This window comes from Sneathiella sp., from assembly GCF_041689005.1.
Lineage (GTDB): Bacteria > Pseudomonadota > Alphaproteobacteria > Sneathiellales > Sneathiellaceae > Sneathiella.
Genome location: NZ_JBDNHC010000144.1, coordinates 1 through 12,985 on the forward strand (window position 1 = coordinate 1; position 12,985 = coordinate 12,985).

Consider the following 12,985-nt stretch of genomic DNA (forward strand, 5'->3'; position numbering starts at 1 on the left):
CAGATCAATAACAATGGCAGAAAGCGCCCATACGGGCGCTCTCCAACTTCAAAATCCGATCGCGGGGTGGAGCAGCCCGGTAGCTCGTCAGGCTCATAACCTGAAGGTCGTAGGTTCAAATCCTACCCCCGCAACCAAAACACAAGACCCGCCTATCTCGGCGGGTTTTGTGTTTTTGAGGGGGAGAGAAGCGTAAAGCCAGATAGGTTCATTAGGGCTTCAATCCGTTTCTGGTTTAAACGACACCTGTCATCATAAATTGGGTAGCGGAATAAACTCTGATCGGTCATCCGGCGGTAAATCAAACTGCCCCTTGCCCCAATCTGCAAGCCGCCATTGCTCCTTGGCGTCCTCAATGCGTTCCTTGCTTGACGATACGAAGTTCCACCAGACGTAGCGGGGGCCATTCAGGGTCTCCCCGCCCAGGATGATCACCCGAGCGCCCTGCAGCCCCGCTGCAATAGTGATTTTATCGTTTGGGCGGAACACCATCATTTGCCCGGAATCGAATTCCTGCCCGGCAATCGATACTGAACCTTCCACCACATACAAACCTCGATCCTCGTGATCGTCGGGGAGTGGTAATCGTGCGTTCGGCGCCAAGCTCGCATCGCCATAGAAGGTCTCGGAAAAAATGCTGGCCGGTGCAGTTTCGCCGTAGGCACGGCCTAAGATTAAACGCAGATTTACGCCGTCATCGTCAATCACCGGCAGCGCCTCTTTGTCATGATGTTCAAAACTGGGAGCGACCTCCTCCTTGTCTTCTGGAAGTGCGACCCAGGTTTGAATACCAAAAAGGCTGTGCGGGGCTGTTCGAGTGGCTTTGCTTGTCCTTTCGGAGTGTGTCACACCACTGCCTGCAACCATCCAGTTGACTGCGCCGGGGAGAATGAGCTGATTGGTGCCCAGGCTATCTCGATGCTGGAACTCGCCGCGATAGAGATAGGTTACCGTCGCCAGTCCGATATGTGGATGCGGGCGGACGTCAACGCCCTTGCCCGTAATAAACTCTGCCGGTCCAGCCTGATCGAAAAAAATGAAGGGGCCAACCATTTGCCGTTTCGGAGATGGCAGTGCGCGGCGCACCTCAAATCCGCCTAAATCGTGGGCGCGGGGTACTATGAGCGTTTCGATGGCATCAATCCCGATTTCATCGGGACATCCAGGCTCCATTGCAGGGTTCCAGCTCATTCTTTTCGCCTCCTTTCTAAACTATGCCTTAACGGCTGCCTTTCGCCATCATATTATGCGTTCATGACAGAGCGGTAATCAGGAATATGGATTAATAATCATTCCGACATCAAAGAATTGAGTCACTCGGCACATATTTTAACCACCGATTGACTCACGCATAGCCTTGAGACCCAAGGTCCATCGCAACAATTCGTCCAGCAGCGTAACGCCGGATTTGTCAATTAGGTCGTTAGATTGGAAGGTATCCGCATCGTCAATTAGGCTGGCAACCATGGGTATCATGACGCCTTCCATCATCGGCATCATCTTCAAGGTTGTCATTTGCAACTTGGCAGCTTGTACGGAACGCAAGCCACCGGAGACGCCGCCATAACTGACAAAGCCGCAGGGCTTGTAGTTCCATTCCCTGTAGACGTAATCCAGTGCATTGACCAGAGACGGCGGAGGGCTGTAGTTGTATTCCGGCGTCACAAACACATAGGCATCGGCGGCGGCCACGCTCTTGCTCCAGGCCTTGGTATGCGCATGCTCGTACTTCTGTTGTGCCGGATGGAGGGGTTCGTCATAAATTGGCAGATTGAAATCGGCCAGGTCGACAAGTTCCACATCGAACTTGCCATGCCGGCTGGAAAATTCAGAGAACCAGCGAGCCACGGAGGGACCGACCCGTCCGGGCCGGGTGGAACAGATGATGACATGTAGTTTAGGTAACATAGACTCTCTCCTTTGAAACTGAATTATATATAAATGTCAGGTTTGACATTTGTTCGTGCTTGGCGACGATGAAACAATTACTTCCGGCCCGCTTTGCTGCAAGCTATCTTCAACAGTTAGAGCAGTATCAAAACGTGGCTCACCGGTGCACCTGCATTGGCACCCGCATCATAAGCTGCGAACGTCTGGTCAACGGCCGTAGACGATATTAGGGCAGCCCAAGGTCCTTTGCACTTCGAATTCGCCCCAATAGAGTACTCAGGTTTCTATGAATAACCCGTGTTTATGGCTCGATCAATACCAGCAATAGTATGAGACGGCTCTAGCCATTGGTCTAGAGCCGTCTCAGTTCACGCAGATTCTGTTGCTGGCATTGTGCCAAGCTTACCGCTCTGGAAGTCGATCATCGCCTGATTGATCTCCGCGGCAGTGTTCATAACAAACGGCCCATGCGCGACGACCGGCTCGTCAATTGGCTCGCCGGTCAAAACCAGAAGCTTCGCTTCGTTGTTGGCTTCAATCGTCACCACGCCGCCATCGCGGCCGAGCAGGACCATTTGTGCCTCACGGGCTATTTCCTGACCGTTGACTTCAATTGTTCCTGAGAGCACGAGCACTGACAATGTATGCCCTTCCGGAATATCGAGCGTTACGGACTTACCGCGAGCAAGCCGCACGTCCCACATGTTGATCGGCGTGAATGTGTGGGCCGGGCCCTGAGCCTGATCGAAACTTCCTGCGATGACACGCAGTTTGCCTGCGCTATTGGGCAGCTCGATCGTTGGAATGTCCGCATTGAGCAAGGTCTGATAACCAGGCTTAGCCAACTTGTCTTTAGCGGGAAGGTTGACCCAAAGCTGTACCATCTCAAAATTGCCACCCTTCGCGGCGAAGGCCCTGGAATGATGTTCCTCATGCAGAATGCCCGAGGCCGCTGTCATCCACTGGACATCACCGGGCCCAATCAGACCGCCAGCCCCCGTGGAATCGCGATGTTCAACTTCGCCCTCATAGACAACAGTAACAGTCTCAAAACCCTTGTGAGGATGCGCACCCACACCGCGGCGGGATTCTGTTGGCTCAAACGTCGCGGGGCCAGCATAGTCCAGCATGATGAAGGGGCTGATATGTCGCCCCTGGTCGTGGTGTGAGAGCATGGTTCTGACGGGAAAGCCGTCACCGACCCAGTGCTGACGGGGCGCGCTGTGGACACCAAGAATTTGTCGCATAGCCTTATCTCCTTTCGTGAACCGGGAATGCCGGTTTCCTTTGAAAGAAAGATAAATGTGAGACACAAGTAAGAAAAGATATAATTATTGACCATAGTGTCCTATTTATGGGACAATTATCTATGCAAAATCTCAACGACCTATATTTTTTCGTGCAAGTGGTGGACTATGGTAGCTATGCTGCGGCAGGCCGGAGTCTCGGTATCCCGAGGTCCAAGCTCAGCCGCCGTATTATGGCACTGGAGGACCAGCTCGGCGTCCGGTTAATCCAGCGCTCAACCCGCAAGCTGAAGATCACCGAGATCGGTCAGGCGTATTACCATCACTGCGTAGCGATGCTCGTCGAGGCGGAGGCCGCACAGGAGGTGATCGACCGCTCGCGTTCCGGTCCGCAAGGTCTAATTCGTGTCAGCGCGCCGCCAGCGCTCATCTGCTTCGAAGTCGGCCCGATGGTCTCTCGCTATATGGCGGCGAATCCGCTTGTGACGATCGAGCTCGAATCTACATCTCGCCGCGTCGATGTTATCAGCGAAGGGATTGATGTTGCGATCCGCGTTCGGTTCCCGCCAATTGAGAATTCTGATTTGACTATGCGGGTGTTAGGCAACAGCAAACAGAAAATTGTGGGGAGTCCCAGGCTGGTTGAGGGTCTTCCAAAACCCATCAGACCGGCTGACCTGTCAACACTTCCCAGCCTGGATCTGGACCGACTCAATCATGAGCACGTCTGGGAACTTGACGGGCCTGACCAGGCGCATGTACGTATCCCGCATAATCCACGCCTCGTTACGGATGATATGTCGCAATTGCTATACGCGGCAATAGAAGGTGTTGGAGTGGTGCAGTTGCCGAGCATGGTTGCCGAAGAAGCCCTTCGTGACGGGGTAATCGTCGACTTGCTGCCAGCCTGGTTACCGACCGCCGGAACAATTCAAGCGATATTCCCGACGCGGCGCGGCCTACTGCCATCCGTCCGAAGTTTTATCGATTTTTTGGCGGCAGAGTATGAGGCGCGCTCGGCTAAAGGCTAAGGCTTCCATGTCGGATCGATGAAGTCGGAATAATCACTGTGGAAACACGCGAGCCGTATACCGTTGCAACCAAATCTCCTGAAATTATAGCAGCAAATCCTGATCCGCTGCATGGGCGGACCTGTTTGAAATCATGTCAATTTTCCCCTAACTAAACTGATTTCCTGCTGCCAGTTTTCTCCAGCATCGAAAATTCGCGAGGCCGAAGGCACGGATTTTAAGACTACTGATGGATCGGACTCCACTGAATCGTGCTTTCTTGAAGGAAAGAATAGTCTCGTCCGAATACCGCCTCATCGTCGCAACCTCGTTTTCGCGGCGCGCATTGTAACTCTCAAGTGCCTGATCGATATGCTGCATGGCGAGGCTATCCGCAAGATATCGAGTGTCTTCAAGGGCGGTGGCCACGCCTTGGTGAATTAAGGGAAATCCCCCGTTGGCGGCGTCACCGACAAAAGCGATGCGGCGATCGAAAAACCGCGGCTCCGTTACGGATTTCAATCGATTAACGAGAATTGTACTGGCATCCAGCTTTGACAAAATCTCCGGTACGACGCCACCATATGACGAAAATCTATGTACAATGTTCTTTCCTGCGTCGTCCGCCGAAGCGCTCGCATCATTTTCGTCAAGAACCTGCATAAAGCAGCAGAGTGTATTCTCATCAAGCGGATAGAGGGCAAAAGACTCCGCATTGCCGATCATATATACTGGCTGCAGGCCGTGATCGGGGTAAGTCACCAGAAAATGTCCGCAGAGGATATTGTTATCAACGATGGTTTCCTGACCTTCGTAATTTTTAGTGCGAACGGCAGAATTAATACCATCCGCGGCGACAACTAAATCATATTTGCCGTTTAAAAGCTCATTGGAACAACTGATGACGACATGATCATCTCCATGCTCAATCGACAGCAATTCGGTATTGAACCTTACCTTTTTATGGAGACCCTTGAAAAGCGCCTCCCAGAGAGCCTGCCGCCGCACGGCAACAAACTGGTCATTTTCAAACGGCGAAGAAATAAGATTTTCAATACCCAGTTTCCGCCCGGATGTGGTGCTGTAGGTGATTTTTGAAAAGGGATGTGACGTGTCTGAAAGTCTGTCAAAAATCTTAAGCTTTTTTAATTCCCTGACAGCGTTGAAGGGAAGAATAACCCCGGCTTCATAGCTATAGTCGGAAGGCCTTTTCTCAATGATGTCGAAGGCAAGATCATAGGCCATACAGCGGCGGGCAAGAGAAAGCCCGGCAATTCCGGCGCCGACTATGAGAATCTTTGATGTCAAACTTCTCTTCTCCCATGTATCGGCATGCCTGTTTTTATCACCGTCAATTCACCTGCCGCAAAAGGCTGTCTTTCTTCCGCTCGGAAGTACAGCGGGCGTTTTGAAAATTAGTCTGCCATTTCTTAACCCAAGATCAACATTTTAGAAATATAGTTAGCGAAATATTTCCCTATTAAAAGTGGAACTGGAATTTATGGCCACATTTGGAACCCACATAGCAGAAAGTCCGAAGGGCGAGAATTATGCTGAGTGAAGTGGCGATTTTTGTCTGTCTGCTGACAATGCTTATAGTCTTCCTCATGCGGAAAAAGCAATTATCCCATGTAAAATATGGAAGTGAGCTCATCAGCGTCGGGTTTGCTATTCTCGCATTCGCATCGTTGATTGATATGCTGTTCATTGGCAATATTTCTTTTTTTGATGTCGGCCTGGGCGGTTCGCACATTATGCAGATTTGGACATTGTTGGCTTATATTCCAGGCATGATGGCCGTTATTGTCGGGATTTTCCGTATATTGCCTGCCATTGGTCAAATGAAGGAGGAAATTAGTGCACGTAGAGGATCTGAGGATAAGCACCGGAAAAATAATGCCCGTTTGAAACGCGCGATTGAGCGGGCAGAACTGGCTGAGCGGACCCTCATTGACGCGATAGAGTCAATGTCCGATGCTGTCGCCGTTTTTGATAAGAATGATCGGTTGGTTACCTTCAATAATGCCTATCGGGAACTTTATACCAGCAATCAGGACAAGCTGAAACCCGGGCAGCCTTTTGAAGTCCTGTTACGTTCCAAAGTCAGCACGGGCAGTATTCTGGACGCCATAGGCCGGGAAGAGGAATGGATAGCGGAATCTCTTGAGGCGCGCCGGCGCACGGAAGGCCCGGCAGAGTATAAACTTGCCAGCGGCAAGATATACAGGTTGGTAGACAATCGAACAAAAGCGGGCGGTATCGTGTCAATTCGTACCGACGTCACCGAAATGAGGGAGCGTGAAAAAGCGCTTGAAGACAGTCGCTCTAAACTGGAGCAGGCCCAAACTATTGCTCAAATTGGCAACTGGATACATAATAACGTGGAAGACACCCATGACTGGTCTAACGAAATATTCCGGATTCTGGGGTTTGAGCCCGGCACGGTCGAGCCCTCCTATAAGCAATTTATAGCGCTTGTGCATCACAACGATGTAGAAAATCTGAAAACTGTATTTAATCTTTCCGGCGCAAAGCGGGAACCCTTTGACGTCGAGTTCAGGATTATCCAAAAAACAGGAAAATTGATATATGTCCGGGTCCTTGGCCGATTGGATTTTGACACAAACGGCAGGTTACTGGGCGCAAGCGGAACGCTGCAGGATATTACAGCGCAGCATTTGGTCGCGCAGGAACTGAGGCTCGCCAAGAAAAAAGCGGAACAGGGGACGCGATCAAAATCCCTGTTTCTGGCTAACATGAGCCATGAACTCAGAACGCCCCTGAATGCGGTTATCGGGTTTTCCGAGGTACTCGCCAAGGAGATTTTTGGCCCTATCGAAAATGCTAAATATCGCGAATATGCCGACAATATCCAGTCTTCGGGAAGGCATCTTCTTTCCCTGATTGACGATATCCTTGACTATTCGAGGCTAGAATCCGGGACAGTCAAGCTCCAGGAGACGGAATTCAATCTCTATGAACTTGTGCAATCAACGCAAATAATGCTGGCGGCAAAGGCGATCGAAAAGTCAACCTTGTTATCAATCTCCAATGACCTTGATATTCGCATAACCGGCGACGAGAGAAAGTTAAAGCAGGTCTTGATAAATGTCGTCAATAACGCCATTAAATTTACGCCCGAACAAGGTCTCATATCGCTTCATGCAAGCACCGATTCAGACCAGTATATCAGCATTTTCGTTGAAGATAACGGATACGGGATTGATGAAGATGAAATCGAGAATGTCATGCGGCCGTTCGGGCGTGCCCATCGCTCAGTAACGAAGTCAATTGAGGGTACGGGACTGGGATTGCCACTCACCAAATCAATCGTTGAACTCCATGGCGGTGAACTGAAAATAGCGAGCAATTCCTTCAAGCCTGGAACCACAGTTGAAATAAGGTTGCCGAAATCCAGGGTCCTTAAATGCGCCTAGGCGCCAGCGATGATGCCCGTTAATATCCGATGGGGCGTAGCCCCCCAAAAATCAATGCAAATCATTAGAATCTTTATGTAGCGGAGCGGTATCTTTTCTGATAGTGACGCAATTGGAATGAATGTTTTGAATTGGCTTTAATTTGGGAACATAAGAATTGCAACTGCTTGAAGATTATGAGGGCTATATCGCTGATCGGGAGCAAGCCCTGGCGGGATTAAGGCGCTACGAAAATGAAGCGACGGCTCTCGAAATCGAGCAGTCGAATGACGCCGTTCATTTTCTGTATATCGACAAGATCACCGAGACGGCCGCAACGTTTCTTTCCGGCTTTCCAGGCACTTGTTTATATGCGGCGAAGGCCAACCCTCACCCGGCGCTGTTGCGGTTGCTATGGGCCGCAGGTATCCGGCATTTTGAAGTCGCGTCAATTCGTGAAATCGAGAGCCTGCTTGTGGTTTTGCCGATGGCACAACTGTATTTCATGCACCCAGTTAAGAGCCGGCAGGCGATTCATCGTGCCTATGCCATGGGCGTCCGGCATTTCGCCTTCGATAGCTTGGATGAGCTAAAGAAAATCAAACAGGAAACAGCACAGGCGGAGGATCTGGCCCTGTTTTTACGGCTGAGCGTCTCGCAGGCCGGGGCCGTCTATCCGCTCGACAATAAATTTGGTGCCACCTTGATGGAGGCTCCTCTACTGCTGGCCCATGCGCGCCAGATTGCCAGCAAACTGGGCGTCACCTTTCATGTCGGGTCGCAATGTCTTGAAGTTGAGGCCTATGCCAATGCCATCCGGAATATTGCCGACATGCTGGACGGATGCGGCATGACGCTTGATATGCTCGATGTGGGCGGCGGATTTCCGGTTTCCTACCCGGATATGGCACCCCTCCCATTGTCAGATTATTTCAAGGCAATCGATACCGCACTTGGGGAAAGCGCCTTTCGCGGCATGGAGATTTATTGCGAACCTGGCCGGGCGATGGTTGCCGAGGGCGGCGCGGTTGCCGTTCGGGTTGAAATGCGGCGGGGCCAGTCGCTTTATCTGAACGACGGCACCTATGGCTCGTTATTTGACGCCGGGCAGCTTGGCTGGTCTTTTCCTTGCGAACTCTATCGCGCCGGGCGATTGCAAACGAGCATCGAAACAACCCTGTTCCAGCTATACGGCCCGACCTGTGACAGTATTGACAAGATGAAGGAACGTCTTGAGCTGCCGGACGATGTTTGTGAAGGAGACTGGATTATTTTCCGTCATCTGGGGGCTTATGGCTATGCCATGCAAACGAAATTCAACGGGTTTTATTCGGAAACCATGGTCGGGATTGAAAATGCGGCCTCGTTTCCGTAAATCCGGATGAACACAAGGATGTGAGACTAAAAAAATGGCCAATACTTCAAAAAGTAATGACAAGGCGGCCCTGCTGTCCAAAACAGTAGAGCATATCGATATTAAAAGCTTTGATGCGCGCCCGATCATTAGCGCTATGGGCAAGATGTCCTTTACCTCCCGCGATCTTGCTCGCGCGACGGATATCTTCAACATGGCCGTGGAAGATCCGGATTGCGCGGTCATCCTGACGTTGGCAGGTTCAACCTCCGCCGGTGGCTGCATGCATGTCTACCGCGATCTGGTCGAGGCCGGCCTGGTCGACGCGATTGTCTCAACCGGCGCGTCGATTGTGGATATGGATTTTTTCGAGGCCCTTGGGTTTCGCCATTATCAGGCGGATGGGGCGGTCGACGATAACCGGCTTCGTGACCTTTATATTGATCGGATATACGACACCTATATTGATGAAGAAGAGCTTCAGTCCTGCGATGAGGCAGTCAAGGTAATTGCTGATGCGTTGGAGCCGCGCGCCTATTCTTCGCGTGAATTTATCAAGGAAATGGGTCGCTGGCTCAAGGATAATTCGGTCAAGAAAAACTCCCTGATCGAAACTTGCTATGACCATGACGTGCCAATTTTCGTACCTGCCTTTTCGGATTGTTCGGCAGGCTTCGGCCTCGTGAAGCATCAGGTTGAAAACCCGGACCGCCACCTGAGTATTGACAGCGTGAAGGATTTTCGGGAGCTGACAGAGATCAAGATCGCGGCCGGAACCACGGGGCTACTCATGATCGGTGGCGGTGTTCCCAAAAACTTTGTGCAGGATACGGTCGTTTGCGCGGAAATCCTCGGCAAAGAGGTGGATATGCATAAATATGCCGTCCAGATCTCTGTTGCTGACGTCCGCGATGGTGCCTGTTCCTCCTCCACCTTGAAGGAGGCTGCGAGCTGGGGAAAGGTGAATACCGTATGGGAACAGATGGTCTTTGCAGAAGCGTCCTCCGTTGTTCCGCTGCTCGCCTCTGATGTCTATCACCGGGGTGGCTGGAAGGGGCGCCCCCGCCGGCAATTCTCGCGGTTATTTGATTAATGGCGCGATCGGACCTTTCATAGATGGCCGATTATCCGGATATTATGCCCTCTAAGGAAGGTTTTCTCGGCTTGTCGTCTGAGGATGCCGTGTCCTATGAGCAAGCGCGCGCCGTTATAATCCCCTTCGGGCTTGAAGGCTCCGTCAGCTATGGCGGCGGCACGGCTCTGGGCCCCGCGGCAATGATTGAAGCCAGTCATCAGGTGGAATTGTTTGACGAGGCGCTCTGGCGCGAACCGTTCCGGGACTTCGGGGTGGTCACGCTTCGCGAGCCCAAAATTGACAGCAGCAATATCAAAGCGGCGATTGATGATCTGGCCGGCCTGACCACCAAGGCGCTGCAGGCTGGAAAATTCCCGATGGTGTTTGGCGGCGAGCATTCGATTACGCCGGGGGCTATACGTCCGTTTCTTGAGAAATATGATGACCTGATTATCTTGCATTTTGACGCCCATGCGGATCTGCGAGATGGGTATGAGGGGGAGCATTACTCACATGCGGCTGCCATTCGCCGGGTGTTGGATCACCCGACTGTGTCTATTGTCTCTGTTGGTATTCGTAATATCTCGGCGGAGGAAATCCCGTTTCTGGAGGCAAACCGCCACCGCATTTCGATCCATTGGGGCAAGGACCGGGAAAGCTGGAATATAGAGGATGTTGTTGCGCCACTTAAAGGGCGACCGATATATCTTACCTTTGATCTCGACGGTTTTGATGGCTCTGTTATGCCTGCCACCGGCACGCCGGAGCCCGGAGGATTTTTCTGGAATGACGCCATAAGTATTATTAGTGCCGCGGCAAAAGCAGGCACAATTGTCGGTGCGGATATCAATGAACTGGCGCCGATAGAGGGGTTCCATGCCCCTAATTTTCTCGCGGCGAAGCTCGCCTATAAGATCCTTTCCCTGGCGCTTGCGGCGTAGGCTTTCGTTAATACCGCCCGGAAATAAGCCTAAAATTGCCCTTTTTCTGAAATAAAGTTGTCTCAATTGCCGGTCATGATCAAGCTCTCATAATAGAGAGGGTTTGGACCATGTATGAAGAATTTTCACAAAACAAGCGGCGCCAGACCGCAGCCAAGGTCAGAAAACACGTGAAAAAGTCCAGCCGGCAAATTATGGTTGTTTCCGCAGCCGTGGCAATTGCGATGCTCTGTATCCTGAATGTTTCGATGAGCGGCGAGGCGGGTGTCATGGCGGAACACAACTGGCAATTTGCCTATCTTAACAAGGATACCTCAACTGTTCCGCTGCCAATAATTCGCTGATTTCAGAATTATAGCCGCGCGTTGAGGCCGTTCTTCTTCATTCGCCACAAGCAGAGGTCGATGCGATCCTGTCCGAAAAAAGCTTCCCCGTTGTAGGCGAGGGTAGGGACGCCCCAGTGACCGGATTGTTCGAGAGCCTGCTGATTTTCACTGACTTTCGCATCATAAACATCAAAGTCAGCGCTGATAAGCTGATCAAGATGGGCAAGATCAAACCCGGCTTTTGCGGCGGCATTGGAGAGATGATCCCCTTTCTGCCAGCCTCTCGTCTCACCATTCCAGATCAACCGCGAAATCTGGTCAATAAAGGCAAGGCCGTCACCGGCCTCTGCCGCGGCAATTCCAAGATGCGTAAGACGGTGGATATAGGGTTGATCCGCCGGGACTTCCTTGGTCTCTCTGTTCATGTTGACAGGATCGGGGCGGGGCCAGGAAATCGGGATGTTATTCATTTCCCCAACGCGCGTGATATCCGTCATCAGGTAGGGAATCCAGAGCGGATTGACATCGGAGAAAAACTTGGGGTTTCGGATGGCGATGGGATAAACCGGCCGGACATTGACCGCGACATCATAGTCCCGGGTGATCTCCAGAATGCGTGGGATTGCGAGATAGGAGTATGGACTCCTGAAAGACCAGAAAAGATCGACAGTATGGGTCATGGCGTCCTCCACGCTTTTTATTGTTGGGCATGAAGTATCATAAAACCTTAACCAATCCGAGGCTATATTCGCGTCTTTAGGGGTTTTTATTTGTATTAGGGCTTCGCTCATTTTAAAGAGAAGCCTTAAGTCGGACCCCGGGCCCATCCAAGTAAAGGCGGCGACATGCCATTTTTTCATATTCTCGTCCTGGCGGTCGTACAGGGAATTACTGAATTCCTCCCCATTTCCTCCAGCGGTCACCTGTTGATTATTCCCACTCTTACGGGGTGGGCGGATCAGGGATTGGTCCTTGATATTTCAGTTCATGTCGGAACGCTGGTCGCAGTGGTCCTCTATTTCCGGAAGGATATCATGGAAATCCTGATGGCCTTCCTCGCACCGCGAGAGACGACAGCAGCCGATGGGCGAAAACTTGGCTATCATATTATCATCGCCAGCATACCGGTGGTTATTGCCGGGGCCGGTGTATATTACCTGATCTCCTCTGATATGCGCTCCATATTGTTGGTGGCGGCAACGACAATCATTTTTGGGCTCTTTCTTGGCTGGGCGGACATGAAATTTCCGGTCCAAAAAGATATTCACGCGATGACAGCAATGGATGCCCTGGTAATCGGGCTGTTTCAGGTTCTGGCTCTGCTGCCGGGAACGAGCCGGTCCGGGATCACGATGTCAGCAGCAAGAATAAGAGGGTTGAGCCGGACCGAGGGGGCTCATTTTTCGATGCTGCTGTCCATTCCGATTATATTCGGGGCCGGACTGCTGGCCGCGATCAGCCTGATTTCAGCCGGTAACCTGGAAGTCGGCATAGAGGCTGTTACTGGCGCCGTTGTCTCCTGTCTTGTTGCTGTTCTGGCGATCAGTCTGTTGATGCGCTGGATCGGCAAAATCGGGTTTATGCCGTTTGTCATTTACCGTCTGTTGCTCGGTGTTCTGCTCATCGGGATATATTTTCTCACCTAGAGAGTAATCACCCGCTGTTTTTGACGCTTGATAAAATCACCGATTAGCCCCATCTTTTAAAGCAACATACAAGAGGGTGG

At 51.6% G+C, this 12,985-nt stretch carries 12 protein-coding genes and 1 tRNA gene; 8 read left to right on the forward strand and 5 right to left on the reverse strand.

Features of this window, described 5'->3' with window-relative positions; translation table 11 throughout:
* Positions 1-60: 60 nt before the first annotated feature.
* A tRNA-Met gene (locus ACESNI_RS16005) sits at positions 61-137 on the forward strand.
* Between the two features lie 115 nt (positions 138-252).
* Here the strand turns inward: ACESNI_RS16005 and ACESNI_RS16010 are convergent.
* From ACESNI_RS16010 to ACESNI_RS16020, 3 genes are all read right to left on the reverse strand, one after another.
* The gene (locus ACESNI_RS16010; RefSeq protein WP_373088813.1) at positions 253-1,191 is read right to left on the reverse strand and encodes a pirin family protein; all 939 of its coding nucleotides are present in this window, start codon (positions 1,189-1,191) and stop codon (positions 253-255) included.
* A gap of 138 nt (positions 1,192-1,329) precedes the next feature.
* Positions 1,330-1,908 carry an NADPH-dependent FMN reductase gene (locus tag ACESNI_RS16015; protein ID WP_373088815.1) on the reverse strand — a complete coding sequence of 193 codons (579 nt, stop codon included), beginning with the start codon at positions 1,906-1,908 and terminating at the stop codon, positions 1,330-1,332.
* A 350-nt stretch (positions 1,909-2,258) separates the two neighbouring features.
* Entirely contained in the window at positions 2,259-3,137 is an 879-nt protein-coding gene (locus tag ACESNI_RS16020) for a pirin family protein (protein ID WP_373088817.1), read from the reverse strand.
* A gap of 122 nt (positions 3,138-3,259) precedes the next feature.
* Between ACESNI_RS16020 and ACESNI_RS16025 the strand changes: the two genes are divergently transcribed.
* Positions 3,260-4,168 (forward strand): LysR substrate-binding domain-containing protein, encoded by a 909-nt coding sequence (locus ACESNI_RS16025; protein WP_373088819.1) that lies wholly within the window; start codon positions 3,260-3,262, stop codon positions 4,166-4,168.
* A 147-nt stretch (positions 4,169-4,315) separates the two neighbouring features.
* Here ACESNI_RS16025 and ACESNI_RS16030 read toward each other — a convergent pair whose 3' ends face one another.
* Positions 4,316-5,455, reverse strand: a complete 1,140-nt coding sequence (locus ACESNI_RS16030; protein WP_373088821.1) for an FAD-dependent oxidoreductase — start codon at positions 5,453-5,455, stop codon at positions 4,316-4,318.
* 242 nt (positions 5,456-5,697) lie between these two features.
* On the opposite strand from ACESNI_RS16030, the gene ACESNI_RS16035 reads away from it, so the two are divergent.
* From ACESNI_RS16035 to ACESNI_RS16055, 5 genes are all read left to right on the forward strand, one after another.
* The gene (locus ACESNI_RS16035; protein WP_373088823.1) at positions 5,698-7,584 is read left to right on the forward strand and encodes an ATP-binding protein; all 1,887 of its coding nucleotides are present in this window, start codon (positions 5,698-5,700) and stop codon (positions 7,582-7,584) included.
* Positions 7,585-7,741: 157 nt separating this feature from the next.
* Positions 7,742-8,938, forward strand: coding sequence for a type III PLP-dependent enzyme (locus ACESNI_RS16040; RefSeq protein WP_373088825.1), 1,197 nt, complete (start codon positions 7,742-7,744; stop codon positions 8,936-8,938).
* A gap of 34 nt (positions 8,939-8,972) precedes the next feature.
* Complete coding sequence (locus ACESNI_RS16045) at positions 8,973-10,010, forward strand: deoxyhypusine synthase (RefSeq protein WP_373088827.1); 1,038 nt, start codon at positions 8,973-8,975, stop codon at positions 10,008-10,010.
* Between the two features lie 23 nt (positions 10,011-10,033).
* Complete coding sequence (gene speB / locus ACESNI_RS16050) at positions 10,034-10,933, forward strand: agmatinase (protein WP_373088829.1); 900 nt, start codon at positions 10,034-10,036, stop codon at positions 10,931-10,933.
* A gap of 110 nt (positions 10,934-11,043) precedes the next feature.
* Positions 11,044-11,277, forward strand: coding sequence for a hypothetical protein (locus tag ACESNI_RS16055; protein ID WP_373088831.1), 234 nt, complete (start codon positions 11,044-11,046; stop codon positions 11,275-11,277).
* Positions 11,278-11,285: 8 nt separating this feature from the next.
* Here ACESNI_RS16055 and ACESNI_RS16060 read toward each other — a convergent pair whose 3' ends face one another.
* Entirely contained in the window at positions 11,286-11,939 is a 654-nt protein-coding gene (locus tag ACESNI_RS16060; protein ID WP_373088833.1) for a 2-hydroxychromene-2-carboxylate isomerase, read from the reverse strand.
* Positions 11,940-12,104: 165 nt separating this feature from the next.
* Here ACESNI_RS16060 and ACESNI_RS16065 point away from each other — a divergent pair, with 165 nt between their 5' ends.
* Entirely contained in the window at positions 12,105-12,905 is an 801-nt protein-coding gene (locus tag ACESNI_RS16065) for an undecaprenyl-diphosphate phosphatase (protein ID WP_373088835.1), read from the forward strand.
* Positions 12,906-12,985: the final 80 nt, after the last annotated feature.

What these genes read in the sequence shown, in the direction of transcription:
- ACESNI_RS16020 (WP_373088817.1), bottom strand. Translation starts at nt 3,137, where the DNA reads ATGCGACAAATTCTTGGTGTCCACAGCGCGCCCCGTCAGCACTGGGTC.
- ACESNI_RS16010 (WP_373088813.1), bottom strand. Translation starts at nt 1,191, where the DNA reads ATGAGCTGGAACCCTGCAATGGAGCCTGGATGTCCCGATGAAATCGGG.
- ACESNI_RS16055 (WP_373088831.1), top strand. Translation starts at nt 11,044, where the DNA reads ATGTATGAAGAATTTTCACAAAACAAGCGGCGCCAGACCGCAGCCAAG.
- ACESNI_RS16065 (WP_373088835.1), top strand. Translation starts at nt 12,105, where the DNA reads ATGCCATTTTTTCATATTCTCGTCCTGGCGGTCGTACAGGGAATTACT.
- ACESNI_RS16015 (WP_373088815.1), bottom strand. Translation starts at nt 1,908, where the DNA reads ATGTTACCTAAACTACATGTCATCATCTGTTCCACCCGGCCCGGACGG.
- ACESNI_RS16060 (WP_373088833.1), bottom strand. Translation starts at nt 11,939, where the DNA reads ATGACCCATACTGTCGATCTTTTCTGGTCTTTCAGGAGTCCATACTCC.
- speB (WP_373088829.1), top strand. Translation starts at nt 10,034, where the DNA reads ATGGCCGATTATCCGGATATTATGCCCTCTAAGGAAGGTTTTCTCGGC.
- ACESNI_RS16045 (WP_373088827.1), top strand. Translation starts at nt 8,973, where the DNA reads ATGGCCAATACTTCAAAAAGTAATGACAAGGCGGCCCTGCTGTCCAAA.
- ACESNI_RS16035 (WP_373088823.1), top strand. Translation starts at nt 5,698, where the DNA reads ATGCTGAGTGAAGTGGCGATTTTTGTCTGTCTGCTGACAATGCTTATA.
- ACESNI_RS16025 (WP_373088819.1), top strand. Translation starts at nt 3,260, where the DNA reads ATGCAAAATCTCAACGACCTATATTTTTTCGTGCAAGTGGTGGACTAT.